Source organism: Ruegeria sp. YKSE079, assembly GCF_059612845.1.
In genome coordinates, this window is sequence record NZ_JBXWRJ010000016.1 from 1 (window position 1) to 25,598 (window position 25,598).

Below are 25,598 nucleotides of genomic sequence, written 5' to 3' on the forward strand. Positions count from 1 at the left end.
ACCAAAATTACCGCATAAATACAACACTCTAACGCCCCAAAGGGGCGCTTCTTACGTTTTGCCACCACTACTGGAAGCACTGTGGAAGCAAACGGAGCGGAAACACCCTGTGGTGGATGCGCAACAGCTCCACTCTTAACATGGAAGAGCCAAATGCGGGTTTGATGGCTTGAACTGCACCGGGTTTGCCGGAGGCTCCAACTCATGAATTGGATGGAGCATCACGACAAAGACAACGAACAAGTATTCACCGGAAGTACGCGAGCGTGCTGTGCGGATGGTGTTGGATGGCGGGAGATGCAGTAAAAGTTGACCTCAAGTCAGGAAAATTGTTACTTGCGCGGAAAGGTGGTTATGGTGGCATAAATTGCAACTTAAAGAAGTTTTCGATAACGATAAAAAAATGTACAATAGTAATCTCTTTGCGCGCATCCAAGTGTTAGCAGTCGTTGCCCTGCTGAGCATGCCGTCTGCAGCGATTTCAGTAACACCCGAGCTGGAAGCGCGTGGAAAACAGCTTCCTCAGGTAACCGGAACTGTAGTTGGAGTCCGATCTGACGGTACCATGCTGTTGCACCCGATTGGCGAAGACAATCAAAAGATCATTGCGGTTCGTCAATGGGGGTACGAAGTAGATCCCAAGCTACTTAGCTTCTCTGTTCTTGGCCGAAAGGTGGGTTGTGCAGTTTTGTACGATGGCCATGGTATTCTGGGTGGAAACTGTTCGCTTCGGTTTTTTTCCGATTCCGAAACCAGCAGGAAATGGCGTGGTGACGACAGCTTGGATAGCATTTCACAATATCATGGGGTTCCACTTGATCACTACCTGAGGACCTTAGGAATAGGGCGATACATGTGCAGCGATCAGGACTGGCGCTTTTTGTCAGAGCTGCCACAAGAGCCACCCTTTCGGCGCGACCATTTTTTAGAGCGCTGCGACTACTTTAACCAAAACAAAACTGAAGAAGATAGTAGATGAGCATAACAGATATGATCGACAGTGGCGCAATTTGGACGTGTCGCGGTTTGATGCCGCTCCTTTGATAGCATTTATTGCAACAAAGGAGACTGACTATGGGACTGAAACGGACGGACGAATTCCGCGCTGATGCGGTGCGGATCGCGCTGACGAGCGGGCTGACGCGCAGGCAGGTTGCTTCAGATTTGGGTGTTGGCCTGCCCGGCAGTCGCCGCTTGCGGCGATGAGAGGGGGGCGATCCGAGCGTTGAAGATGGCTGTGGCGCTGCGTCAGCCACCAACAGGTTGCATTCACCACACCGACCGTGGCAGCCAATACTGTTCGCACGACTATCAGAAACTCCTGCGCCAGCACGGATTCCAGGTGTCGATGAGCGGCAAGGGCAACTGCTATGACAACTCCGCCGTTGAAGCGTTCTGCAAGACGATCAAGGCGGAGCTGATCTGGCGCAGGTCGTGGCAGACGCGCAGAGATGCGGAACTGGCCATCTTCCAATACATCAACGGTTTCTACAATCCGCGAAGGCGGCACTCAGCCCTCGGCTGGAAAAGCCCGGTCGCTTTCGAACGGAAAGTGGCCTAAACGAGCACCTGGGGCGGCACAAAAACGGGACAGGTCCACGACCCCAAGTCATCATCACAGCAGTCGCTAGAAAGCTCGTTACAATCGCGAACGCACTCCTAAAATCTCGGCAAAACTGGTCGGCTCAGACCGCCTGAGAAATACAGTTGCTAGGTCGGGTTCATCGGACGCTTACGGGAAAGGCGTTGCAATCGCCTTTCCAGCGCCAGTTGAAAGCGGGTCACGATAAGAACGGCTTTGCCTTCATGGTATCGGCAATGGGCGCCCCCAGCCGGTCCAGAACAGTCGGTGCCAGTTGCAACTGGTCGATCACCGCAACCGGTTCCGGCCCGTCGGCATCCCCGAAGTAATAGAGCGCCGTTTCCTGTTGCAACTCGCTGCGCCCGCCATGATGGCCACGCTCGTCCTGGCCGTGATCTGCGGTGACGATCACGTCATACCCCAACTGGCGCCACCGCGGGATGAACGGGGCCAGCATCTCGTCCATGACAAAACAGGCATGATCCATTTCCTCGCATTCGTGGAAAAAGCGGTGCCCCATACTGTCGAGCGTGCAGGTGTGCAAAATACCGTAATCCAGACCGAAGCGCAGACACAGATTGGTCAGTGTCGCGAACAGGTCGACATCCGACGGCGTCATCTGGTTGGCATGGCCATACCCGGTCATCGAATGGAACCGGCCATGATTGATGGTCGTGCTCTCGGGTTCGTCATATTCGATGTCGCGGACATAATCGAACGGATGACGGTTGAAGAATTGCGACCAAAAGCTGTGCGTGACCGCGCCGGTGACACCGCCTGCCTGGCGCACCTGGCTAAAGATGTCCTTGTGGTTCAGACGAAACACGTTGCCGTTGCCGGTACAGCCGTGTTCCTGCGGGGTGACGCCGGTATGGATCGAGGCATAGCAGCTTGCCGAAGTCGAGGGCAGCACCGCGCGCAGCTTCCACACCCGCGCCTCGCCGCTGTCCACCCAGCCTTCGAGATTGCCGAACAGACGGCGGAAATTCCGGTACGGTACGCCGTCCAGAATGATCAACAGCAATTTGCGGTCCATCGCGTGCTCCGTTGCGAGGGTCAGTTTTGGCCGAGACTAGCGAAGAGCGGCGCACAGGCCTGCCAGTTCACGCCCCGAATGGTAAAATCCCGACCTCTGCCGTCAGGCAAAAGCCGGGATTAACGTTTTTCGAAACGGGATCAGTTCCCCGCGCTCTCCATCTTGCGATGCGCAACCACTTCTTCCAACCAGCCCAGATGCATCTCGGGCACCGAGCTGAGCAGCAGATCGGTATAGTCGTCAAAGGGCGGGTTCAGCACCTGCGATTTCGAGCCATAGCGGACAACGCGCCCCTGATACATCACCGCGATACTGTCACTGATGGCGCGCACCGTCGCCAGATCGTGGGTGATGAACAGATAGGCCACATCCTCGATCTTCTGCAGATCCAGCAGCAGTTTCAGAATGCCGTCCGCCACCAGCGGATCAAGCGCCGAGGTGACCTCGTCACAGATGATCATCTTGGGCTTGGCCGCCAGCGAGCGGGCGATGCAGACCCGCTGTTTCTGGCCGCCCGACAGCTCCGCCGGATAGCGGTCGATGAATTTTTCGCCCAGTTCGATCTCGTCCAGCAATTCGATGACCCGCTTGCGCTTTTCCGATCCGCGCATACCGAAATAGAACTCCAGCGGTCGTCCGATGATCGTACCCACAGTCTGGCGGGGGTTCATCGCGACATCGGCCATCTGATAGATCATCTGCAACTCACGCAGATCCTCGCGGGATCGCCCGGCCAGATCACGCGACAGCTTGCGTCCGGCAAAAGTGATCGAGCCATCGCGCGGCGGCAACAGCCCGGTGATCACCCGCGCCAGCGTGGATTTGCCCGAGCCGGATTCGCCCACGATCGCCAGCGTCTGCCCGGGATGAAGCTCGACATTGACGTTGTGCAGCACGTCGAAATTCAGCCCCTTGTACCGCGCGGTGATCCCGTCGACGGTCAGCACCGCTTCGGGCGTGGGCTGTTTTTCCTCGTGCTCGATGGAGCGGACCGAGACCAGCGCCTGGGTATACTCCTCCTGCGGGTTGTTGATGATCTGGTCGGTCGAGCCATATTCGACCGTATTGCCCATCCTCAGCACCATGATCTCGTCGCTCACCTGCGCCACGACGGCAAGGTCGTGGGTGATGTAAAGCGCCGCCACGCCGGTATCTGCGATGGCTTCCTTGATCGCCATCAGAACGTCGATCTGGGTGGTCACATCCAGCGCCGTGGTGGGTTCGTCGAAGACCACCAGATCGGGTTCCGGACACAGCGCCAGCGCGGTCATGCAGCGCTGCAGCTGGCCGCCCGAGACCTGGTGCGGGTAACGATCACCGATATTGTCGGGATCGGGCAGGCCCAGCTTGGCAAACAGTTCCCGCGCGCGTGCTTCAGCCTGCTTGCGCGAGAATTTCTTGTGCTCGACCGCCGCTTCGACAACCTGATCCATGATCTTCTTGGCCGGGTTGAACGATGCCGCCGCGGATTGCGAGACATAGGTCACCTCGCCGCCGCGCAGGTTGCGGATGTCACCCAGGGACGACTTCATGATATCGCGCCCGTTCACCCAGACTTCGCCGCCGGTGATTTTGACCCCGCCCCGGCCATAGGCCATCGAGGCAAGGCCGATGGTGGACTTGCCGGCCCCGGATTCCCCGATCAGCCCCAGCACCTTGCCGCGTTCCAGGTCGAAATCGACCCCGTGCACGATTTCGATGTCATGGGGCTTTTCGCCCGGCGGATAGACAGTCGCGCCGATTTTTAGGCCACGGACCTTGAGAAGTGGTTCGCTCATCCCCGGCCTCCTTTCAGCGATGTGGTGCGGTTCAGCACCCAGTCGGCCACAAGGTTGACCGAAATGGCCAGCGTCGCGATGGCGACTGCGGGCCACAGGGCCGCTCCGATGCCATAGACGATGCCGTCCTTGTTTTCCTTCACGATGCCGCCCCAGTCGGCCAGCGGCGGCTGCACGCCCAGTCCCAGGAAGGACAGGGTCGAAATGAACAGCACCATGAAGATGAACCGCAGGCCGAATTCAGCCACCAGCGGCGACAGGGCATTCGGCAGGATTTCCCGGAAGATGATCCAGACCCGGCCCTCACCACGCAGCTTTGCGGCTTCGACATAGTCCATCACGTTGATGTCCACGGCAACGGATCGCGACAGGCGATAGGGGCGCGTCGCATCCAGAAGGCCCATTACCAAAATCAGGATCGGGACGGTCACGGGTACGATTGCCAGCACCACCAGCGCCAGAATCAGTGTCGGGATCGACATCACCAGATCGACTGCCCGGCTGAGAACCTGATCGGCCCATCCCCCCAGAACCGCTGCCAGCAACCCCAGAGAGGTTCCGGTCGCGAAACTCAGGATCGTCGCCGCCGCGGCGATGAAAATCGTCGTGCGCCCACCATAGATCATGCGGGTCAGCAGGTCGCGGCCGATATTGTCGGTGCCCAGCAGGTGCTCGGCGCTGGCGGGTTCCCACACGTCGCCCACAACCTCGGCCATTCCATAAGGGGCGATCAGCGGCGCCGTGAACGCCACAAAGAAATAGAGGCCGGTGAAGAACAGGCCGATCAGCGCCGAAAGAGGAATATTCTTGATCATTTCGGGTGCCTCAATCTTGGGTTGGCAAGGATCGACACGATGTCTGCCACCATGTTCAGGCCGATATAGACGGCAGCGAACACCACGCCGCAGGCCAGAACAACCGGCACGTCGCGCTTGGTCACCGCATCCACAAGGTATTGCCCCATGCCGGGATAGACGAACACCACCTCGACGACGACAACACCGACCACCAGATAGGCCAGGTTCAGCATGACGACGTTCACGATGGGCGAAATGGCGTTCGGAAACGCATGCCTTGCGATGACCTGAAAAGTGGACAACCCTTTCAGCTCGGCCGTTTCGATATAGGCCGACTGCATCAGGTTCAGGATCGCCGCCCGCGTCATCCGCATCATCTGCGCCAATACCACCAGCGTCAGAACCAAGGCGGGCAGCGCAATGGCGTAAAGCCTTTCACCGAAAGACATGGAGTCGTTGACCATCGCCAGCGACGAGAACCATCCCAGTTTCACCGAGATGAAATAGACCAGCACATAGCCGATGAGGAATTCGGGGATCGAAACCGTCGTCAGGGTGACGGCAGAAATCAGTTTGTCAGGCCAGCGGTTGCGATACCGGACGGCCAGCAGGCCCAGAAAGATCGCCAGCGGAACCGATACGATCGCCGCTACGCAGGCCAGAAACAGTGTATTCCCAAGCCGCTTGCCGATGCTTTCGGCGATGTCCAGCTTGTTGGTCAGCGACTGGCCAAGGTCGCCTTGCACGATGCCGCCCAACCAATCGAAGTACCGGGTCAGGGCAGGACGGTCGAGGCCCATTTCCTCGCGCAGGTTGGCGAGGGATTCCGGGGTTGCGGACTGGCCCAGGACGGCTTGCGCGGCGTCTCCGGGCAGGGCTTCGGTCAGGCCAAAGATCAGGGCCGAAGCGCCAATGAGCAAAAGGAGTCCCAGCGCAAGGCGCTGGGAAACCAGTTTGATGATCGGGTGCATTCTGAGGAACCCGAGTCAGGCGAACCACATCTTGCGAGTCGCCTGACCGCCCATCAGTTCATCATATGGGTCAGCTTCCCAACCGGCCAGCTTGTCGCTGACACCGTCAATGAACTGGTTGAACATCGGACAGATCAGGCCACCCTCTTCGTTCAACAGACGACCCATTTGGGAATAGAGCTCCTTGCGTTTGGCGGTGTCGAGCTCGCCCTTCGCCTGGTTCAGCATGTCGTCGAATTCCGGCCGCTTCCAGCGCGTGTCGTTCCAATCGGCTGTCGAAAGGTACGCGGTGGAATACATCTGGTCCTGTACCGGGCGCCCGGTCCAGTAAGAAGCGCAGAAGGGCTGCACGTTCCAGACCTCGGACCAGTAGCCATCGCCCGGTTCGCGCTTAATTTCCAGTGGGATACCGGCCTGCGCAGCGGATTGCTGGAACAGTGCTGCGGCATCCACTGCGCCCGGGAAGGCGACTTCGGAGGTGCGCAGAATGATCGGTGATCCATCATGGCCGGATGCCTTGTAGTGTTCGGCTGCCTTGTCGAGGTCGAACGCACGCTGCGGGATCGTATCGTCAAATAGCGGATAAGCCGCGTTGATCGGGATATCATTGCCGACGCTGCCATAGCCCTGAAGGATCTTCTCGACCAGCTCTTCGCGGTTGATGGCGTATTTCAGAGCCAAACGAAGTTCGTTGTTGTCGAATGGTGCCGTGTCACCGTGCATGATAAAGACATAGTGCCCGCGCCCTGTCGTAGGTTGCACCGTCAGGCCCGGTGCGCGGCTCAGAAGTCCTGCAACCTTGGGTTCAACCCGGTTGATCAGGTGGACCTGTCCGGATTGCAGCGCTGCCGTGCGTGCGGTGGAGTCATTGATGGCGATAATCTCGACGCTGTCAAAATGGCCGTTATCAGCCCAGTAGTTCTCGAACTTTGTGAAGGCGTGACGCACACCCGGCTCGTCTACTTCAAGCTTGTACGGGCCGGTTCCGATGCCTGCGCCCGGGTTGTCCATGCCGCCATCCGGCTGAATGATCAGGTGATAGTCGGCCATGAGATACGGCAAGTCGGCGTTCGGGTTGTTCAGGGTGACAGAGAACGTGTCTCCATCGGCCTTCATCGACTCGATTTCCTTCATGATGCCCAAGGCGCCCGACTTCGAATTTTCGTCCGAATGGCGCTGCATGGTCTTCAGCACGTCTTCGCTGGTCAGGGTCTTGCCGTTGTGAAATTCGACTCCCTGACGGATCTTGAAATTCCAGACCTTGGCATCTGCGCTGGCCTCAACACTTTCGGCCAGACGCGATTCAATCGAACCGTCCGGTGAAACCACCACAAGGGTGTCGCCGAACTGGCGGCCGTTAAGAGCGGGCACCTGGCTCGCATAGGATGCAGGGTCGAGGGAGTTCGTCGATTCGCCACCAATGGAGCCGATTTTCAGATCGCCGCCCTTGTTCGGTCCCGCTGCCTTGGCCGCATTCGCAAACATTGTGCTGGCCATGGCCGCCGAGACGCCAAGCGCCGCCGCTTTCCCCATGAATTCGCGGCGGGTCAGCTTGCCCGCGGTCACCTGACCGGTCATGTGAGTGAGTTGTTCGTTCATAAGTATCTCCCAATTGAGCATTCTGTGCCATTCGCTGGCGTTTTTTATTGACGGACGAGTCAATGTAGGCGGAATATCGATCCTCCGGCAAGCACTAATCTTTCGTCCTGCCTGCTGTTAGATGTCATTTATTGTGGCGTTATCTCCGTGTTGTCTTCCTCTTTCATGGAACCTCTGTGCGGCTTCATAGGCTTTCTTCGTGATGCCAAGATGAAAACTGCCTGAATTCCAGCGTTTTTTCCTTGGTCCGGCATAGAAGGGGTGAATGCGCAATCCCACGTTTCGGAAAATGTGCCATCAATTTCCGGTGAGGCGAAACAGGGAAGGGATGATTTGCCCGTAGGTTCCTCGTGATGCCGCTGACGCAGCCACTATATTCATGAATGCAGTTCCCGGCCAGTTCGGAGTGTCCATGATTCACCTGTCGGAATCGTCTTGCAGACAGCCGTCGCCACTCAGGTCGCGCGATGCCCGATGCAGGAGTTTTCTCGATTTCACGCTGAAACGCGTTGCCGGTGGTCATCCCCGAACTCTGAGAGGCACGTCGCCGGCCTGAAAGGGGATTCGCGCCAATCTATGCCCTGATTGCGACCAGCAGGTCCATGACGTTGGTGCCGGTCGGCCCGGTCTTCAGCAGCGCCCCGCATTGTTCCAGATAGGTTCCGCTGTCGGCCCGCTCCAATGCCTCTGCCGCGCCATCACCCCAGATGTTGCCGTCGACGATGGCTCCGGCGGCGTCGGTCGGGCCGTCCGTGCCGTCCGTGCCGCCAACAACCACGGTGATCCCGACACACCCCGCGATCTCGCGGGCCAGCGCCAGGGCCAGCGCCTGATTCCGCCCGCCACGCCCCGGCTGCTCGGGCAGCATCACTGTCGGTTCGCCGCCAAAAATCATCACGCCACGGGCCATGTCTCGGATGCGCGGACCAAGGCTGGATGCCAGACGCCCAAGTTCATCATGCAGGGCCTCTTCATTCGCCGCCACCGCAAGGCCCAACCTTTCGGCGGCTTGCGCAGCCGCCTGCCGCGCATGCGCGTTCGATGCGATGACGCGGGTGCTGGCCTCGTATCCGCAGGATTCGGGCAGGGCGCCGATGCCCGAACCGATCACCATCAGATCATCCCCCGGAACATCCGAAATCGCCAGAACGTCGACCCGCGCGCCCTTGAACCCAGACAAAAGCCCGCCGCCCTTGACGCGGGACATCGTGCGGCGCTCGGCATTCATCGCCCCGATATCCAACCCGGTCGCCAGCAGACGCCTGTTCAATGCCGAGAGGTCATCCAGCGTCTTCCCGGGCACCAGATCCTCGGCCAGGGACGAGGCGCCGCCCGAGACCAGCAGCAGCAGCCGCTCTGTCGGCGCCATCTGCTCCGCCGCCTCGCGCAATGCCCGGCCACCTGTCAGGCTGCGGACATCGGGCACCGGATGCGAGGCCTCGATCAGGTGCACATGCCTTGGCAACCCGTCGCCATGGCCATCCTTGGTAACGACCAGACAGGGCAGGTCTCCGAACCGGTCCAAAGCGGCCCGCGCCATCGCGCCCGCCGCCTTGCCGACCGCCAGAATCCGGTCGGGCCGTGCCTTGTCCGCAAGGGCGGTTTCGGTCGCCTTGTAGCCTCCGACCGCATCCACACCGGCCTGCCAGATCGATCGCGCCGTTTCCCGTGCCTTGTTCATATGTCCATCCAGATCGTCACCGGGCCGTCATTGACCAGTTCCACCGCCATATCCGCCCCAAACTGCCCGGTCTCGACAGGAACGCCGTGCGAGGCGAGTTTTGCGGCAAAATACTCATACAACCGCTCTCCCTCGTCGGGCGCGGCCGCCGCAGAGAATCCGGGCCGGTTCCCGCGCGATGTATCGGCCGCCAGCGTGAACTGGCTGACCACAAGGGCCGAGCCGCCGATATCCAGAACCGAGCGGTTCATCTTGCCCGCCTCGTCCTTGAACACGCGCAGCTTGGAAATCTTCGCCGCCAGCTGGTCCGCCTGCGCCTCGCCGTCGCCCTGCATGGCGCAAACCAGTATCATCAGGCCCGGTCCGGTCTTGCCGATCACCGCGCCATCGACCGACACCGCCGCCCGCGTCACACGTTGGATCAAAGCACGCATTCCATCTCCTCCAATTCGGGTGCCTCCGCGCCCGGACGCGCGACGCTCAGGCTGGCGGCCCGGATACCGGCGCGCAGCGCCCCGCGCAACGCGTCACCGCTCAGACCGAGCGGCGTGCGCAATTGCCGCCGCCGGTACACATACGCCAGAAACCCCGCCGTGAATATGTCGCCGGCACCCACCGTGTCGCTCACCTTGACCTCGGGCGCGGCCTCGCTGAGCTCGTGCGGACCCAGCCGCACGGTCGCCCCCCGCGCGCCACGGGTCCGTATCATCAGTTGATCCGCGCGCAGCGGGGGCAGGGGGCCGAACCAGTCCAGATCCTCGTCCGACACCTTGACCACATGCGCGGCCCCGATCAGCCGCGCCAACCGCGCGCGATAGGCCTTGTCGTCGGTCACAAGGCCGGGCCGGATATTCAGGTCCAGCCAGATCAGCGGCCCCCGGGCCGTCTGCGCCAGCCCGGCGAAAACCTCGGCAGACGGCGCGTGGATCAGGCTCACGCCCCCAAAGACCATGGCCCCGACATCATCGGGCAGATCGGGCACCTGCCTCAGCCCGCGCCCGGCGCTGCCGTCATCGAACAGATCGAACCGCGTTCCATCCGGCAAAGGGTGCGCCAAGGCAACGGTGGATGGCGCATCAAGCCTGACCGCAAACCCTGCATCGACCCCCTCGCGCCGCAGATGCGCCCCAAGCCGCTCGCCCATCGGGTCGGTCGAAAGTGCTCCGAAAAACCCGGATGAAACCCCAAGTCGCGCCAGTGCCACCGCCGTATTGACCGCCGCCCCGCCGGGAACCGGGCGAAACCCGTCGTCCCCGCCTTCAAGCCGCGCCGGAACAAGGTCCAGCACCGCCTCGCCGCAGCACAGGATCAAGGGGCCGCTCATCCGCGCCAATCGACAAAGTCCTCCACCCCCGCACGAGGCGTTCTGAACGCGTTGGCGGGGTGATCGGGGTCCGGATAGCCAAAGGAAATCGCGCACAGAACCAGCCGGTCGTCGCCGATGCCGAAATACCGGTGCAGGAACGGCCCGTACGAGGCGACCGCCGCCTGCGGAATGGTCGCAACCCCCAGGGCCCGGGCGGCCAGGGCAAAGGCCGTCACGAACCCGCCGCAATCCATCGCGCCATAGCCCCCAAGCTCCGCCGGGCTGGACACGATCGCACAATGCGGCGCCCCGAACAGGGCGAAATTCTCCATCATCTGCCGGGCTGATCCCGCGCGGTCGCCCTTTTCCACCCCGACCGCTTCATACAACGCCCAGCCGCAGGCGCGGCGACGGTCCAGATAGACACCGGAATAAGAACTGGGAAACGGCAGGTCAGGGGTGACGGGCGCGGTTTGCGCCTCCTGTTGCAGGGCGGTGCGAAAGGCTTCGGTCTCGTCGCCCGAGGTTATGATGACCTGCCAGGGCTGTGCATTGCACCAGCTGGGAACCTTGCGCGCACTGTTCAGTATCTGCTCGATATCCGTTCGCGGCACCGGGTCCGGGCGAAAGGCGCGGCAGGAATGCCGCTGGGCCAACAACTCATCCAGAACCGCCAATGTCATGCGCCGCACCCCCTTCATGTCGCGGCGCAGAATGGCCGCAGATTCGCTTCGGCGCAAGCGGACAGTCCTGCCGGATCTTGAGGCGCATCAAGGCGCAACCCGGCGCTTTGTGCGATAATCCGATAAACGCAAAATGGAGGACTGAACATGGTTGAAAAATCCGATCACGCGGGCCTCTGGCCCTCGCTTTATGACCCGTTCCGGCACTTCGGTGCAAAACTGGCCGACTGGCTCAGCCCGGCGACCGAGGCATCGGGCAACGACAATGCCTATGACATATCGATGGAGCTTCCGGGCGTGTCGGACGAGGATATCGAACTGACCGTCGAAGAAGGCGTCGTCACCGTCCGGGGCGAGAAAAAAACCCACGAGGAGAAAAAGGGTGACACCTGGTACTTCTCGGAACGTCAATACGGCGCTTTCCGCCGGTCCTTCCGGCTGCCTGATGACGCCGACGCCGCCAAGGCAAGCGCCAGGATGAAAGACGGCGTGCTGCATGTGACAGTGCCGAAAAAGCCCGCTGAAAAAGCCGAAACGGCGAAAAAGATCGAGATTTCGCGCAACTGACGGCTGGCGGCAAGGCCAAAGGTGAAACCCGGGCATTGGCGGTATTCCCTGCCAATGCCCTTTACATGGGAACACGCCGTTTCACTGTTGGCCGGTTGCCGTCAGATAGCCGATCCCGGCGGCGACAAGCAGGCCCAGAAGAACCGCGATGGTGATCTTGATCGCCGACCAGGGGCGTTCTCCCTGAACCTGCCCTGTTCTGCCGTTGATGACAAAGCGATAGGTCTGGCCGCGATATTTATAGGCCGCCATCCACACCGGCAGCAGAATATGTTTGAAGGTGACGTCGCGCACATCGGTTTCGATGCCGTGGATCCGCTGTCGGTCGCCGCCTATGTCGAATCTGACGTCGCGTTCGATCACGCGCGCCATATGGGCCCGCGCCTCGGCGTACCCGTCGGCCAGCCCGACGGTATAGGCTTCGGCCCGATAACCGGCCAGGTATTCGGGCTGATAGGGTTCCAGCGCAGGCAGGTCCCACGGCTGCAGCGCGTCGGTATAGCTTTTGGGCAGGGAAGTGGACGCCAGCACCAGCACGTCGTCAAAGAACCGCGCAACGCGCCCGGATCTGGATGACCAGCGTACTTTCTGAACCTGCTGCTGCACCCGCTTTCCATCCCTCATGACGGTACGGGTTTCGTAATAGACGTCTCCGCGTTCACCCCGATAGGCCGATTTCGTGTCGGCATCGAACGTCCAGTAGGGAACGTATATCCCCTCCATCCGGCGGCCTTTTCGCGCGTATTCCTTCAGGCCGCTGGGGGCGAACCACAACCGGCCCAGCCAATCCGACATGGCCTTGTGCGCCGTGCGCTCATCCAACGCAAACGGCAGCACACCGCGCGGCTTGATATGCCGGTGAATACCGGTTCCCGTCACGACCGGCGTCGCGCAGAACGGGCATTCGGCGGCGTGGGTATCCGGATCGAACTCGACCTGGGCGGCACAGTTGGGACAGGCCAGCACCCGCGTCTCTTCCATCTCTGCATCGGGCAGGCGTTCGGCCAGGGCCGCATCGAAATCCAGTTCGCGCAGGCTGGCCCCGCCCCAGGGACCGGCGCCGATGGCTTCGGAATGGCCGCAGTGGTCGCACACCAACGCCCCTTGTTTCGGATTGAACCGATAATCCGCCCCGCATTGCGCGCAGGGAAAGCGATGCTCCTGCACGGCAGGACCAGAGGTGTCGGTTGGCGGGGGCGGTGGAGCAGCGGTCATGGGTCAGGCCTTTGCCTTTGTCATCCGGGTCATGGTGCCATCCTTTCTGACGGCCTGGTGCCAGATGGCGACAACGGCGTGAAGCAGCGCCACCAACATCACGGAAATGCGGGCCACCTCAAGCGAACTGCCTGCCAAGGGTCCCGATATGCGTTGTACAATTCGCACAACTACCCCCTCAAAATCAGTACAAAATGAACACTTCGCAGCTACGCATCTGGATGTTGCTTCCGTCACGCACCCGGCGGCGGGGGTGGCAGGACGGTGAAAAGCTGTGCCAGTTCCTGCACATCTTCCGCCCGTTTCCAGCCGTCCTGACCTGCAGTCCAGACATAAGTGTCGCGCGTGATCTCTCCATTCGCCGCCATCCGTCCCAGCCTGGCCTTCGAGAACGGCCCAGAGGTCTCTCCATTCACCGCGACATGCCAGACATGTTCGACCGGAGGTGGCGGCGGCGGAGCCGCTTGCGCAGCTGCGGCAGGCGCTCCCCATGGGCCGCGCGGCTGGCTGGTCGCCATCTGCTGCGCCATCGCCATACCCATTCCCATGCCAAGACCGGCGCCCATGCCGCCGCCCTGACCGGGATTGCTGGCCGCTGCGGTCATCGCTTCGGCTGCCGAATACTGGGTGAACTTGCCCAGATCACCCGCCAACCCCATCGACGTGCGCTTGTCCAAAGCGGCCTCGACAGCAGGTGGCAGCGAGATGTTTTCGATATAGAATTCAGGCATTTCCAGGCCATAGGCATCCAGAACCGGCGACACTTCGGCAGCGATCAGCTTGCCCAGATCGGCGGTGTTGGCCGCCATGTCCAGAACCGGAATTCCCGAGCCTGCGATCACTCGGGAAAATTCCTGAACGATGATGTTGCGGATCTGAAAACTGATCTCGTCCATGGTGAATTCGCCATCGGTACCGACAATTTCCACCAGGAACCGCGCCGGGTCCTTGACCCGAATTGTATAGGTGCCAAAGGCGCGAATGCGGGTGGGACCAAACTCCGGATCACGCAGCATGATCGGGTTCTTGGTGCCCCATTTCAGATCATTGAAACGCGTCGTGTTGACGAAATAGATCTCGGATTTGAAAGGGCTTTTGAAGCCGTGATCCCAGTGCTGCAAGGTGGTCAGGATCGGCATGTTGTTGGTTTCCAACATGTACAGGCCGGGCGTGAACACATCCGCCAGTTGCCCTTCATGTACAAACACCGCCGATTGCCCCTCGCGCACGGTCAACTTGGCACCGTACTTGATCTCATGCCCCTCACGCTCGAACCGCCAGACCATTGTGTCGCGAGTGTCGTCCACCCAATGAATGACATCGATGAACTCACCGGTCAGAAAATCGAAAATTCCCATGGGTTTTCTCCTGTCAAAGCTGTCAGAGCGGCTGCCCCATCAATTCTCTTGCAATATCCTCGGTCACTGGGCGTGCCTCAGCGGCGGTCATGCCCGGCTTCAGCCGAGGATCGTAAAGCATCATCAGTAACTTTTCGTCGTGACTGGTCAGCAGGGCGAACTCGTCATCATCATTGAAAATTGAGGGCCGCGCGGCAGGGCTGTCATTGGGCAGTCCGAGGCCCTGCGCAATCTCTTCGTGAATACAACTGAGCCGCACGAGGTCGGGATGCTCCGCCCTTATCAAAGCGACGGCACGCGTGTAGGTGTGGCTTGACCCGCCGCCGGCGGACGCGAAGACAAAGCAATAGAACGCGCGGGGCAGATCGTTGAACAAATCAAGCTGGGCCTGTCCGATATTCGGGATCAGTTGCCGCAGCCGGTCTTGAACATAGGCCGTGTCATCGTCACCTGCGATGAAGACATGGAAATTGGAGTTCTGGTCAGTGGTGGAGATCGGATGACCCGTGACGCGTGAAAGCCGCGCAGCATAGGATTTCACCCGCGCACTGTCCTTCTGTCTGCGCTCGGGCGGAACGCTTGGGCCATAGTCGACACTGATCCGGACCGAATCGACCCATCGGCTGAGACGCCCGCTGGTGCGGCGAGGAGTGCTCGAGACGCTCTGACCGGAATACTCGCTGTAGAACGCAATGGTTTCGAAATTCCGGACAAGATCTTGCGCATCATAAGGCGTATCCGGGCCGCCGCCATCCGTGCGCAGCAACCCCCGCGTCAGCAGATCGCCTTGCACCTTTTCATAGTACCGGGCCAGGTCCTGGCTTTGTGCCGAGGGTGGGACATAGGCGTTGGCAGGAGGGGCCGACGTCGCCGGGCGTTCCTGCGGTACTGGTAAAGGCGGCCCATCGACATCGCAGCCAACCAATGCCAACAGGGCGCAGATTGCTGCGCTCGAATTGCCAAATCTGAGCCTTTGCGCAATCAAGTGGTTCAGCCCGGAACTGCGGTTCCGGCGGCGTCACCCATGCCGTCCTGCCGGGCCTTGGCGGCGGCCAGTGTATCTCGCAACTCCGCCTCCATCTTTTTCAGTTCTTCCTCGGCTGCGGCGCGCTTTGCCTTGCCTTCATCGGCAATCTGCAGGCTTTCCTGAATCGTGCCGACCAGATCGGCGTTGGCCTGTTTGACTGCCTCGATATCAAAAACACCGCGTTCCATTTCCTGCCGGATCATCTTGTTGCTTTCGCGCAGGTTGGCGGCGTTGGCAGTCAAAAGTTCGTTGGTCAGATCATTGGCCTCGCTCACTGCCGCCGCCGCCTCGGCGCTTCGCTGTATGGTGACGGCTTGCGCCAGTTGCGTTTCCCAAAGCGGGACAGTGTTGACCAGCGTCGAGTTGATCTTGGTCACCAGCGACTTGTCGTTTTCCTGGACCAGCCTGATCGAGGGAAGCGACTGCATCGTCACCTGCCGCGTCAGCTTGAGGTCGTGCACACGGCGTTCAAGATCGTCACGTGCGGCTCGCAGGTCGCGCAATTCCTGCGCCTTCATCACCTGTTCACTTTCGGCTGCGGTCTCGACCCCGGCTGCAGTTGCGGGAATGTCTTGGCTGTCAAGTTCGGTCAGCTTTTCTTCGCCTGCTGCAATATAGAGCGCCAACTCGTCATAGAACCCAAGCGTCTTTTCATAGAGCAGGTCCAACGATTTAATGTCCTTGAGCAATGTATGTTCGTGTCCAAGAAGATCGTCGGTTATTCGGTCGATCTGGCTCTGGACCTCTTCGTACCGGGCGGTGAACCTGGCGAGAGGCGCGGCGCGGCCCAAAAGCTTTTCCCACCATGACCGTTCGCGACGCACGTCCAGTTCGCTAACCGAAAAGCCGCGAATTGTGGTCACGATATCACGCAGGCTGTCGCCTGCCGGACCTACGTCCTTGTTGCGGACATCTGCCAGCATCGATTGGCTGATTTCCTGCAACTCTGCCTGGGCGCGCGATCCGAACGAGACGATCGAATTGGTATCAGCCATGTCGATTTCGCCCATCCGCTTGCGAATCTCGGCACCAACCGGCGCGTCGGCAGTTTCCAGTGAAACGGCTTCGGTCTGGGGTTCAGGTAGGGCGACAGCCGTGACTTCCTGCACCAGTGCTTCGGCTTCTACAGCTTTGTTTCTTGTGGCATCGGACATGAATCGCCTCCTCAATCAATCAAACCGGTCACTCCGGCCGGACACCTTCGCGCTTCAAACGGTCGCGCAGAACTTCAATTTCGACTGTCAAATCGCTGTGGTCATCCAGCAGCATCTTGCGGGTGCGCGCGGCAAAATTCTGTTCCAGATCGTCCAGCAACGCCGCAAAATCGGCCAGGGCGCTGGCGTCCCGTGTTCTCGCGTAGACATCAGCAAACTTGGCGGTCGCATCGCGCGCGCCGCGCAAATAGACAGTCAGGTACTTGCGTGCGCCCGTGAGGTCGCGGGGGTCATCCTCGACCGTCCGGAACAATTCTCGAGCGGTGTCCTGAAAACGTTCGACACGCGCTTCGATCTTTCGGTCGCCTGCGCGTTTGATGGCGTCGGACATATCCTGCAGCAGTTTTTCCGCATCGCCAACAACTCGCGCAACCCGGTCCTGTTGAAAGGTATCGACGCCCTCCATGCCCTTGTCCGTCAAGGGATCGACGCCGAAGGACACAGAATGAAGCACTGTTCCGACAAGCCCGTAGAGCAACGGGGCCAGCACGCTGATTTGAGAGGCAGTACCGACATCAAGATAATCGTTGCGAAAAGCGGCGAGACCCACGCCAAGCCCGGTCAGAACACTGGCAAATATTTTTCGTGGAATGGCCGGGCGGCGGGCTGCACGGCGGTCGTGATACGCGGCTTCGGCCCGCAACCCTTCGCGCAAAAGGTACGCGGCAGCCGTCAGAATTCCAGCCGCAATTAGACCCATGGTCAGCCCGATTGCCCCGTCGTTCAGCGACAGAAAAACCAGTGGGATAGCCGGAACGAACATCACATTGGCCCGCGCCCCGGCAGGATCCACACGCGCGCCGTCGAACTGTCCGCGTTGCGGGGGATCGTCGCTGCCAGATGCATCCGGGCTGTATTTTCCGCCAAAGCGCTGGGCCATCGCCTTACAGCCCTCCAAGCCAGCCGGTGCACACGCCAAACAACAGCACAATCAGCGCTGCATAGGCTATTTTCTGCAATCCGGTCTGAGACATGGCGTTCCCCAAATTACCGCCGACAAATGGGAATCTAGTGGATGCTCAGCCGGGACGCTAGGGGGAAGGTTGCGTCAGTCAACTCACCGGCGGGGTTTGCCGCCGGGGGCAGACCGATTTCTTTGAGGGCGAGCGGGCCGTTGCACCGGGTCGGCGGTCTTGTCGGTTTGATCTAGCCCCAACTGATCGCGCATGACCCTGCGTCGAACCTCCTCCACCTCGCCGGGCTTGAGGCTTCCGAGTTGAAATGGCCCGTAGGACACGCGGATCAGCCGGTTCACGGAAAGCCCGATATCCTCCATTGCGCGGCGGATTTCGCGGTTCTTGCCTTCGCGCAAACCAACCGTCAGCCAGGCATTTGCGCCCTGCTGGCGATCCAGTGTGACCGTCATGGGTTGGAATCTTTCGCCTTCGATCACAAGCCCTTGGCGCAGCGGTGCGAAATCTTCATCCTTCGGGCGTCCGTTGATCCGCACCCGGTACTTGCGCAACCAGCCGGTGGAGGGCAATTCCAGCTTGCGCTTGATGCCGCCATCGTTGGTCAACAGTAACAACCCTTCAGAGTTCAGGTCGAGCCGCCCCACGCTCATGACACGTGGCATGTTTTCGGGCAGTTTGTCGAAAATAGTCGCACGCCCCTTTTCGTCGCGGGTCGTGGTCACCAGTCCGGTGGGCTTGTGATATAGCCACAGACGCGCCGGTTCAGCCTCGGCGACAGGATTACCGTCAACCGTGATCCTGTCCTTGCCGGACACGTTCAGTGCTGGACTGTCGATGGTCTTGCCATTGACCGTCACGCGGCCTGCTTCGATCATGCGTTCGGCCTCGCGGCGCGAGGCAACACCGGCGCGGGCAAGGACTTTGGCGATCCGGTCGCCGGGAGGAGGGGTTTTGCTCATGCCACCGGCCATAGCGCATCCCGACGACTTGCGAAAGCCGGGTTTGTGAGGCAGTCAGAGGCATGGAATTCAGATCGTATATGAGTCAGGCACTTTCGGAAGCGCGCGCCGCTGCCGAGCGCGGCGAAGTGCCTGTGGGCGCAGTGATCGTATCGCCTGAAGGCCGGGTTGTCGCCAAGTCCGGTAACCGGACGCGGGAGTTGAGCGATCCAACGGCACATGCGGAGATTCTTGCCTTGCGGGCGGCCTGTGTAGACGCGGGCTCTGAACGGCTGCCCGGTCACGATCTGTATGTGACACTGGAACCCTGTGCAATGTGCGCGGCGGCATTGTCGGCAACGCGGATCAGGCGCGTCTACTATGGCGCTGCAGATCCCAAATCGGGAGGCGTGGCACACGGCGCAAGGGTGTTCTCTCATCCGCAGGCGCATCATAAGCCCGAAGTTTATGACGGAATATCCGCGGCAGAATGCGAAGCTTTGCTGAAATCATTTTTCGAGCAGCGAAGGGTGGATTGACGCGCGCATCTTCGCGCCATTTGAGCCGTGCATTCGTTTTTCTTCATCTCCAATTCAGGCGATAAACCGTCTGCTGTCCTCCGAACCCTTTGAGATGCACCGATTTTGGAACACCAAATTGCAATTCCGCGTCAGTCCCCGCCAGCAGGCGCGTCACATCTGAGACATAAATTTCATTCGGGCCGCTCAAGTCGGTCACGCGTGCGGCCTTGTTCACAACCGTCCCGAAAAAATCCTCGTCTCTTTGTATGACGTCTCCTGAATGGATGCCGACCCGCAGGCCAAGCGCTGTGTCTGACGGAAAAGCCGTGTTTTGCCTTTGCAAGGCCACCGCCGCCCGCGCAGCATCGTGAACGGATCGAAAGATCGACATCGTTCCGTCGCCCAGGGATTTCACCAGCCGCCCGTCGTGCTTATCGATCACGTCCCGGGCCAACTGCAAATGGCGATGGATCATGTCTGCCCAGTTGTCATCTCCTATCTGCTGCGCGATCCGGGACGAGTCGGCAATGTCGGTAAACATCACCGACGCCGCGCCTTCGCTTTGATCCAACGTGAAGCCTTTCCTCGCCGCCGCAACGAGTGCGTTGAGCGCCTCATGTTCGATGCCGATCTTTTCCAGATTGGATTTCGAGTTCGACACATGAAGCTGGATCATCTTCCAAACGCCATTCTCGAGGTGCAGCACGAAAGTAAAACGGTGCAGAGATGAATTGCCGTTACTGGCGAATGTCAACGTGGCATGGCAATGGGCCCAGCCGATATTCCCGCACTCGAAGGCTTCAAGGCTGTGTTCCTCCCAGTCATAGCGCGGAATCTCGTCGACATGTTCGGCGAATCCTTTGCGGAATAGTTGCCCCGACCAGGCTTCGTCGTCTGCCGTTCCCTGGTACCTCAAATGCTCCGAAGCAGACAGCATGTTCGCCAGCGTGGCGCCGTCACGGTTCTGAACGGCCTGGTGCCAGCGGCGCACTACCGCCATCAGTTCCGGAGAAGGGGAGAGCGCGCCAGACATGTCGTGACGGTGTCAGGTTTCTATCGCCCGCATGACCTCGGGTTCGATCACGGTCACACCGGGCAATCCGTCAACCAAATCCTGCGCGGATTGCTCGAGGATCGGGAATGTTTTGTAGTGGCACGGAATCACGGTCTTGAAGCTGAAATACCGTTTGGCCGCATAGGCGGCCTGTTTCATGTCCATGGTGAAATGCCCGCCAGCGGACAAGATGCCGATATCGGGTTTGTAGTAGTCGCCCATCCATTCCATATCCGCCATGAGCGCCGTATCGCCTGAATGATACAGCGTCTGACCTTCGGCCATGATCATGAAACCCACCTCGCTGCCGCCGGTGCGCAGGCCCTCGGGAGTAGAAAATGTCGATGAATGAGAGGCGGGCACCATCGCCACTTTGACCGAGCCAAGCTGCACGGTCCCTCCCTTGTTGAAACCGATGGTATCGATGCCTTCGGTCTCGCCCCAGAATCCCATTAGATCGTATTGCCCGACAACAGGTATGCCCAGCTTCCTTGCCAGAGGCAGGACATCCACGACGTGATCGAAATGCGCATGAGTCAGCAGGATATGCGTGGCCCCGGCGACGGCTGCGTCGTGATGTTCTTCGGGGAGCGAGGGGTTTCCGGTCAGCCACGGATCGATCAGAAGAATCTGCTCTCCCGTTTCGATGCGGAAACTGCCGTGGCCCAGCCAAATGATGTTCATGAAATCCTCCCTCGTTGAACTTGGCTCAAGCCTAGCATCGGAAATGCAAAAATCCATGGACTGGATGCGCGAATTTGGAGCCATTTTTAAAAGCGTTTGTGATCGCTTCGAGCCTTCCGATTGCATCAATCATATTGCGAGGCTAGGCGTACCGTCTGTAAAAGTCGATCCTTGGCTACCCACATCTGTCGACTGTCGTGAATGCGAAAGTGGTAGGCTGGAAGAACGTGGTTACCAGATCAATCGGGACGAGGGGCAGAGGATTCCGGTTTCGATTCGAGGCGCTTCTCGCCGATAACCCCCGGCACGGGATACCGCACCGTACATGAAACGCAAAGTGTGCGGGCAACCCGTGTTATACTTCGGACGAAGAGGAGGAGGGGAAGCACATGCCAATCTTCTCGGATCGTCACGACATGGTCGAAGAAACAGCGGAGGGGGTGGCGATGCACCACCTTCGGGATTTGAAGATACAGGACCAATACGGTGTCAAGTTTCTCACCTATTGGTTCGATGCCGAACGGCGCACGACTTTCTGCCTGGTGGATGCGCCGGACAAGGCAACCGCCGACCGGGTGCACGCCGAGGCACACGGGCACGTAGCCAATGAAATGATCGAGGTCGACCTGTCTGCCGTTGAAGCGTTTCTGGGCCGCATTCAGGATCCGCCTACCGCGCAGACGAAGGCCATTGATGACTCGGCGTTTCGCGCGATCATGTTCACCGACATGATTGGTTCCACTGAAATGACCCACAAGCTCGGTGACGACATGGCTGTGGAATTGTTGCGGGCTCATGACGCGATCATCCGCCGGTCGCTGGAGCGCTATGAAGGGCGAGAGATCAAACACCTTGGCGACGGAATCATGGCATCGTTCCATGATGTGCCGAATTCCGTGAACTGCGCCTTGTCCATTCATAGGGAGTTCACTTCCTACAACAAAAAGAACGAGATACCAATTCAGGTTCGGATTGGTGTCCATGCCGGTGAGCCCGTGGAGGACAGCAACGACTTATTCGGTTCAGCCGTGCAGATGGCGGCGCGAATTTGCCAGGTAGCTCAGGCGAGCCGGCCCCTTGTTTCGTTACAAGCAAAAAACGCATGCGTGGATGCAGGTCTGGAATTCCAGCCAGTGGGCGCAAAACAGTTGAAGGGTATTTCCGCGCCGGTCTCGCTTTTTGCGCCTGTCTGAAATGATCGTTTTGAGGAAATGGCGCCAGTTGAGCGCGCGCATCGTCGGAAAACGGCTTTCTCGGGGTTGCGGCTTGGAAGCCAACAAGACTCTTGCGCACTTGCGACCCGCCCGTCTGAGGGGTAAATGCCCCCTGACGCATATGAGGGTTAGCCATGTCGATTGACCAAAGCACCGCCGCCAAGGTGGCCAAACTGGCCCGGATCAAGGTCGAGGATGACGCGCTGCCGGCGCTGGCCTCGGAGTTCAATACGATCCTTGGGTTCATCGAGCAACTGAACGAGGTGGATGTCGAGGGTGTCGAGCCGATGGTCTCGGTCGAGCCAATGCGCCTGAAGCGTCGCCAGGATGTGGTCACCGATGGCAACCAGCAGGACAGGGTTCTGTCCAACGCCCCCGATGCGCGCGAGGGCTTTTTTGCGGTCCCGAAGGTGGTGGAGTAAGACATGAGCGATCTCAACAAACTGGGCTTGGCAGAGGCCCGCGACGCGCTTCGCAAGGGCGAAACCACTTCCGTCGAGCTGACCCAGGCCTGTCTGGCCGCCATTGACGCGGCGGACGCGCTGAACGCATTTGTCCACAAGACGCCTGAAATCGCCATGGACCGTGCAAAGGCTGCGGACGCACGGATCAAAGCTGGTAACGCGCCGTCGATGTGCGGCCTTCCCATTGGCATCAAGGACTTGTTCTGCACCAAGGGCGTGCCGTCGCAGGCGGCCAGCCGCATTCTCGAAGGGTTCAAGCCCGAGTACGAATCGACTGTGTCGCAGCAACTTGCCGATGCGGGCGCGGTGATGCTGGGCAAGCTGAACATGGACGAGTTCGCGATGGGATCGTCGAACGAAACTTCGGTCTATGGCAATGCCGTCAGCCCGTGGAGACGCGGGAATGATGATGCACAGCTGACCCCCGGTGGGTCGTCTGGCGGCTCGGCTGCTGCCGTGTCAGCTGACCTGTGTTTGGCTGCAACCGGCACCGATACCGGCGGTTCGATCCGACAGCCTGCGGCATTCACCGGGATCACCGGTATCAAACCCACCTATGGCCGTTGCTCGCGCTGGGGTATCGTCGCGTTTGCCTCTTCGCTGGATCAGGCCGGTCCGATGACCAAGAATGTGCGTGACGCAGCGATCATGCTGGAAACAATGTGCGGCCACGACCCCAAGGATTCCACCAGCGCCGAACTGGCCGTCCCGAATTTCGAGGCCATGTTGACCGGCGACATCAAGGGCAAAAAGATCGGTATTCCGAAAGAATACCGCATGGACGGAATGCCGGCCGAAATCGAAAAACTCTGGGCCGATGGCGCCGCTATGTTGAAAGATGCAGGCGCTGAGATTGTCGATATCTCGCTGCCGCACACCAAATACGCACTGCCCGCCTATTATGTGATTGCTCCGGCCGAGGCATCCTCGAACCTCGCCCGCTATGACGGTGTTCGCTATGGCCGCCGCGCCCGGTTGGCGCAGGGCGATGGCATCACCGAGATGTACGAAAAAACCCGCGCCGAAGGCTTTGGCCATGAGGTTCAGCGCCGCGTGATGGTCGGAACATATGTTTTGTCAGCGGGCTTCTATGACGCTTACTACAATCGTGCGCGCCGTGTCCGTACCCTGATCAAGAAGGATTTCGAAGATGTGTTCGCCGCAGGCGTGGACGCGATTCTGACCCCAGCCACCCCATCTGCCGCCTTCGGGCTGGGCGAGATGACCGAGACCGATCCGGTACAGATGTACCTCAACGATGTGTTCACCGTGACCGTGAACCTCGCGGGGCTTCCTGGTATTTCTGTCCCAGCGGGACTGGACAAGCAGGGTTTGCCGCTGGGTCTGCAGCTGATCGGACGCCCGTGGGAAGAGGGCGATCTGCTCAATACTGCCTATGCGCTCGAAAATGCGGCCGGTTTTGTGGCCAAACCGGGCAAATGGTGGTAACTCTAAAGTAGAGCAGGAAAGAGCAACAAAAGGCAGCTTGAAATGCGTGCAGTTCTTCTGATCCCGGCGATCGGCCTTTTGGCCGCATGTGACACCACCAGCACGGTTCCCGGAACCGAATTCAACACACCTTCGTATCAGGCGCAACGCGAGGCGGTTCTGAGCGGGCAAACCGTAAACGGGGACCCTTTGATCCCGCCTTCGGTTATCTCGTCTGAGGCGCTGTCGCCATCATCTGTCGAGGCGTCTGCACTGGTGGCCCAAGGCGATCCGTTGACAGCTGTGCAAACAGGCGGGGATTCGGCCGAAGATATCGCCAATCAGACCGCGGCGGCACTGGCGGGTACGTCACCGTCTGCCACTGCTCAGCCCGATGTACCGGTTGCGGCGGTCGCAGCTCCATTGACAGCTACAGCTCCATTGAGCGCTACTGCGCCGGTGGTCGCCAATAACGTCAGCATTTCCGACGAGCAGAGTTTTGACGCGGTGTCCAACCGACGCTCGATTGAAAGTGACGCGGCGCGGATCGAAAAGAACAAGGCGACTTACGAAGTGGTCACGCCAACTACGCTGCCGCAACGCAGCAGCGATGGTCAGCCCAATATCGTGCAATACGCGCTTTCCTCTTCGAACCCGGTTGGGGCACAAGTCTACAGCCGGGCGGGGTTCAACTTGCAGGCCAAGGCTCAGCGAAACTGCGCCAAATTCCCCTCGCCGGATCAGGCCCAGATCGAGTTTCTGGCCAGTGGCGGACCGCAAAGGGATCGCAAGGGTCTGGACCCCGATGGTGATGGCTATGCCTGTGGCTGGGACCCGAGCCCGTTCCGACGGGCGATCAATAACTGACACCTGTGGAGCCGATCTGGCAACCATCACCGAATTTCGGCCCGCGCCGCGATGGGCTGACGCCGTCGCTGATCGTTCTTCACTACACCGCGATGGAGGGCGCCGGGGCGGCGCTTGAACGGTTATGTGATTCTGATGCCGAAGTATCAGCGCATTACCTGATCGGACGTGATGGCATGCTTTGGCAGATGGTAAACGAAGAGGACCGGGCCTGGCATGCCGGCGCCGGAAGTTGGTGCGGGCACACCGATATCAACTCGCGGTCTATCGGGATCGAGTTGGATAACGGCGGGGATCATCCTTATTCGGAGCCGCAGATGGCGGCATTGGAGCGACTGCTGACGAGGATCATGGCGCGCTGGAGCATTCCTCCCAAAGGCGTCATCGGTCATTCAGATATGGCTCCGGGTCGAAAGTTCGATCCCGGATCCCGCTTTGACTGGCCGCGGCTTGAGCATCAGGGATTAGCGGGAAAACGCGGATTCTGCGAAGGTCCAAAAGACGCTCCGGCGACATTGTTCCGGGCGTTGGCGCGGGACAAGGGCTATACGGCCGATGTGGATGACGAGACGCTGCTTGCCGCAGTTCGTCTGCGTTATCGCCCGCGGGCCTGCGGCGCGTTGGAGCCTGCGGATTTCACACCGCTTGGCCATACTGCGCTCTGGACCTGAGGGAACAAAACTCCTATGTCCCCAACTGC

The 25,598-nt window shown here is 59.9% G+C and carries 28 protein-coding genes and 1 pseudogene; 10 read left to right on the forward strand and 19 right to left on the reverse strand.

Going from position 1 to position 25,598, the window contains the following annotated elements; translation table 11 throughout:
- Positions 1-367: 367 nt before the first annotated feature.
- The 3 genes and pseudogenes from AC2FMY_RS14965 to AC2FMY_RS14975 all read left to right on the forward strand — a co-directional run.
- Positions 368-979, forward strand: coding sequence for a hypothetical protein (locus AC2FMY_RS14965; protein WP_496744983.1), 612 nt, complete (start codon positions 368-370; stop codon positions 977-979).
- 95 nt (positions 980-1,074) lie between these two features.
- Entirely contained in the window at positions 1,075-1,206 is a 132-nt protein-coding gene (locus AC2FMY_RS14970) for a transposase (RefSeq protein WP_496744987.1), read from the forward strand.
- Between the two features lie 7 nt (positions 1,207-1,213).
- Positions 1,214-1,561 (forward strand): annotated as a pseudogene (locus AC2FMY_RS14975) (DDE-type integrase/transposase/recombinase); the annotation flags it as partial.
- A 220-nt stretch (positions 1,562-1,781) separates the two neighbouring features.
- Here AC2FMY_RS14975 and AC2FMY_RS14980 read toward each other — a convergent pair.
- The 10 genes from AC2FMY_RS14980 to AC2FMY_RS15025 all read right to left on the reverse strand — a co-directional run bounded on the left by AC2FMY_RS14980 (position 1,782) and on the right by AC2FMY_RS15025 (position 11,433).
- Positions 1,782-2,618 carry an alkaline phosphatase family protein gene (locus tag AC2FMY_RS14980; RefSeq protein ID WP_496744982.1) on the reverse strand — a complete coding sequence of 279 codons (837 nt, stop codon included), beginning with the start codon at positions 2,616-2,618 and terminating at the stop codon, positions 1,782-1,784.
- A 140-nt stretch (positions 2,619-2,758) separates the two neighbouring features.
- Positions 2,759-4,396 (reverse strand): ABC transporter ATP-binding protein, encoded by a 1,638-nt coding sequence (locus AC2FMY_RS14985; RefSeq protein WP_480751156.1) that lies wholly within the window; start codon positions 4,394-4,396, stop codon positions 2,759-2,761.
- Positions 4,393-5,208 carry an ABC transporter permease gene (locus tag AC2FMY_RS14990; RefSeq protein ID WP_480751180.1) on the reverse strand — a complete coding sequence of 272 codons (816 nt, stop codon included), beginning with the start codon at positions 5,206-5,208 and terminating at the stop codon, positions 4,393-4,395. Before AC2FMY_RS14990 ends, AC2FMY_RS14985 begins: the two co-directional genes overlap by 4 nt.
- Entirely contained in the window at positions 5,208-6,164 is a 957-nt protein-coding gene (locus AC2FMY_RS14995; RefSeq protein ID WP_480751154.1) for an ABC transporter permease, read from the reverse strand. The genes AC2FMY_RS14990 and AC2FMY_RS14995 overlap by 1 nt, the downstream gene beginning before the upstream one ends.
- Before the next feature lie 15 nt (positions 6,165-6,179).
- Positions 6,180-7,763 (reverse strand): ABC transporter substrate-binding protein, encoded by a 1,584-nt coding sequence (locus tag AC2FMY_RS15000; protein WP_480751152.1) that lies wholly within the window; start codon positions 7,761-7,763, stop codon positions 6,180-6,182.
- 184 nt (positions 7,764-7,947) lie between these two features.
- Positions 7,948-8,286 carry a hypothetical protein gene (locus tag AC2FMY_RS15005; protein ID WP_480751150.1) on the reverse strand — a complete coding sequence of 113 codons (339 nt, stop codon included), beginning with the start codon at positions 8,284-8,286 and terminating at the stop codon, positions 7,948-7,950.
- Positions 8,287-8,337: 51 nt separating this feature from the next.
- Positions 8,338-9,444: a glycerate kinase type-2 family protein gene (locus tag AC2FMY_RS15010; protein ID WP_496807645.1), complete on the reverse strand. Its 1,107-nt coding sequence runs from the start codon at positions 9,442-9,444 to the stop codon at positions 8,338-8,340.
- Positions 9,441-9,878, reverse strand: a complete 438-nt coding sequence (dtd, locus tag AC2FMY_RS15015) for a D-aminoacyl-tRNA deacylase (protein ID WP_496807646.1) — start codon at positions 9,876-9,878, stop codon at positions 9,441-9,443. The genes AC2FMY_RS15010 and dtd overlap by 4 nt, the downstream gene beginning before the upstream one ends.
- Positions 9,866-10,768, reverse strand: coding sequence for a carbohydrate kinase family protein (locus AC2FMY_RS15020; protein ID WP_496807647.1), 903 nt, complete (start codon positions 10,766-10,768; stop codon positions 9,866-9,868). Before AC2FMY_RS15020 ends, dtd begins: the two co-directional genes overlap by 13 nt.
- On the reverse strand, positions 10,765-11,433 hold the full coding sequence (locus AC2FMY_RS15025; RefSeq protein ID WP_480751178.1) for a nitroreductase: 669 nt from the start codon (positions 11,431-11,433) through the stop codon (positions 10,765-10,767). Before AC2FMY_RS15025 ends, AC2FMY_RS15020 begins: the two co-directional genes overlap by 4 nt.
- 147 nt (positions 11,434-11,580) lie before the next feature.
- Here AC2FMY_RS15025 and AC2FMY_RS15030 point away from each other — a divergent pair, with 147 nt between their 5' ends.
- Positions 11,581-12,000 (forward strand): Hsp20/alpha crystallin family protein, encoded by a 420-nt coding sequence (locus AC2FMY_RS15030; protein ID WP_496807648.1) that lies wholly within the window; start codon positions 11,581-11,583, stop codon positions 11,998-12,000.
- Between the two features lie 81 nt (positions 12,001-12,081).
- Here the strand turns inward: AC2FMY_RS15030 and AC2FMY_RS15035 are convergent, their stop codons facing one another.
- The 7 genes from AC2FMY_RS15035 to AC2FMY_RS15065 form a co-directional block, all read right to left on the reverse strand.
- Complete coding sequence (locus AC2FMY_RS15035; RefSeq protein ID WP_480751142.1) at positions 12,082-13,215, reverse strand: TFIIB-type zinc ribbon-containing protein; 1,134 nt, start codon at positions 13,213-13,215, stop codon at positions 12,082-12,084.
- A 3-nt stretch (positions 13,216-13,218) separates the two neighbouring features.
- Positions 13,219-13,383, reverse strand: coding sequence for a hypothetical protein (locus AC2FMY_RS15040; protein ID WP_496807649.1), 165 nt, complete (start codon positions 13,381-13,383; stop codon positions 13,219-13,221).
- Positions 13,384-13,448: 65 nt separating this feature from the next.
- Positions 13,449-14,573, reverse strand: a complete 1,125-nt coding sequence (locus tag AC2FMY_RS15045; RefSeq protein ID WP_496807650.1) for an SPFH domain-containing protein — start codon at positions 14,571-14,573, stop codon at positions 13,449-13,451.
- 22 nt (positions 14,574-14,595) lie between these two features.
- Positions 14,596-15,504 carry a DUF2927 domain-containing protein gene (locus AC2FMY_RS15050; protein ID WP_496807651.1) on the reverse strand — a complete coding sequence of 303 codons (909 nt, stop codon included), beginning with the start codon at positions 15,502-15,504 and terminating at the stop codon, positions 14,596-14,598.
- 59 nt (positions 15,505-15,563) lie between these two features.
- A complete protein-coding gene (locus tag AC2FMY_RS15055) occupies positions 15,564-16,754 on the reverse strand; it encodes a toxic anion resistance protein (protein ID WP_496807652.1) in 1,191 nt (396 codons plus the stop codon).
- Positions 16,755-16,782: 28 nt separating this feature from the next.
- Complete coding sequence (locus AC2FMY_RS15060) at positions 16,783-17,694, reverse strand: 5-bromo-4-chloroindolyl phosphate hydrolysis family protein (RefSeq protein ID WP_480751135.1); 912 nt, start codon at positions 17,692-17,694, stop codon at positions 16,783-16,785.
- Between the two features lie 177 nt (positions 17,695-17,871).
- The gene (locus tag AC2FMY_RS15065) at positions 17,872-18,687 is read right to left on the reverse strand and encodes a pseudouridine synthase (RefSeq protein ID WP_496744965.1); all 816 of its coding nucleotides are present in this window, start codon (positions 18,685-18,687) and stop codon (positions 17,872-17,874) included.
- A gap of 62 nt (positions 18,688-18,749) precedes the next feature.
- Here AC2FMY_RS15065 and AC2FMY_RS15070 point away from each other — a divergent pair, with 62 nt between their 5' ends.
- Positions 18,750-19,205, forward strand: a complete 456-nt coding sequence (locus AC2FMY_RS15070; protein WP_496744963.1) for a nucleoside deaminase — start codon at positions 18,750-18,752, stop codon at positions 19,203-19,205.
- 43 nt (positions 19,206-19,248) lie between these two features.
- Here the strand turns inward: AC2FMY_RS15070 and AC2FMY_RS15075 are convergent, their stop codons facing one another.
- Both AC2FMY_RS15075 and AC2FMY_RS15080 read right to left on the reverse strand, forming a co-directional pair.
- Entirely contained in the window at positions 19,249-20,220 is a 972-nt protein-coding gene (locus tag AC2FMY_RS15075) for a nuclear transport factor 2 family protein (protein ID WP_496744961.1), read from the reverse strand.
- Positions 20,221-20,232: 12 nt separating this feature from the next.
- A complete protein-coding gene (locus AC2FMY_RS15080) occupies positions 20,233-20,925 on the reverse strand; it encodes a metal-dependent hydrolase (RefSeq protein WP_496744960.1) in 693 nt (230 codons plus the stop codon).
- A 389-nt stretch (positions 20,926-21,314) separates the two neighbouring features.
- On the opposite strand from AC2FMY_RS15080, the gene AC2FMY_RS15085 reads away from it, so the two are divergent.
- The 5 genes from AC2FMY_RS15085 (at position 21,315) to AC2FMY_RS15105 (ending at position 25,569) form a co-directional block, all read left to right on the forward strand.
- A complete protein-coding gene (locus AC2FMY_RS15085) occupies positions 21,315-22,118 on the forward strand; it encodes a nickel-binding protein (protein ID WP_496744958.1) in 804 nt (267 codons plus the stop codon).
- Between the two features lie 155 nt (positions 22,119-22,273).
- Positions 22,274-22,561 carry an Asp-tRNA(Asn)/Glu-tRNA(Gln) amidotransferase subunit GatC gene (gatC, locus tag AC2FMY_RS15090; RefSeq protein WP_480751125.1) on the forward strand — a complete coding sequence of 96 codons (288 nt, stop codon included), beginning with the start codon at positions 22,274-22,276 and terminating at the stop codon, positions 22,559-22,561.
- A gap of 3 nt (positions 22,562-22,564) precedes the next feature.
- On the forward strand, positions 22,565-24,052 hold the full coding sequence (gene gatA, locus AC2FMY_RS15095) for an Asp-tRNA(Asn)/Glu-tRNA(Gln) amidotransferase subunit GatA (RefSeq protein WP_480751123.1): 1,488 nt from the start codon (positions 22,565-22,567) through the stop codon (positions 24,050-24,052).
- Positions 24,053-24,094: 42 nt separating this feature from the next.
- Positions 24,095-24,898, forward strand: coding sequence for a hypothetical protein (locus AC2FMY_RS15100; protein ID WP_496744955.1), 804 nt, complete (start codon positions 24,095-24,097; stop codon positions 24,896-24,898).
- The gene (locus AC2FMY_RS15105) at positions 24,895-25,569 is read left to right on the forward strand and encodes an N-acetylmuramoyl-L-alanine amidase (protein ID WP_496744985.1); all 675 of its coding nucleotides are present in this window, start codon (positions 24,895-24,897) and stop codon (positions 25,567-25,569) included. The genes AC2FMY_RS15100 and AC2FMY_RS15105 overlap by 4 nt, the downstream gene beginning before the upstream one ends.
- The last annotated feature ends 29 nt before the right edge of the window (positions 25,570-25,598 follow it).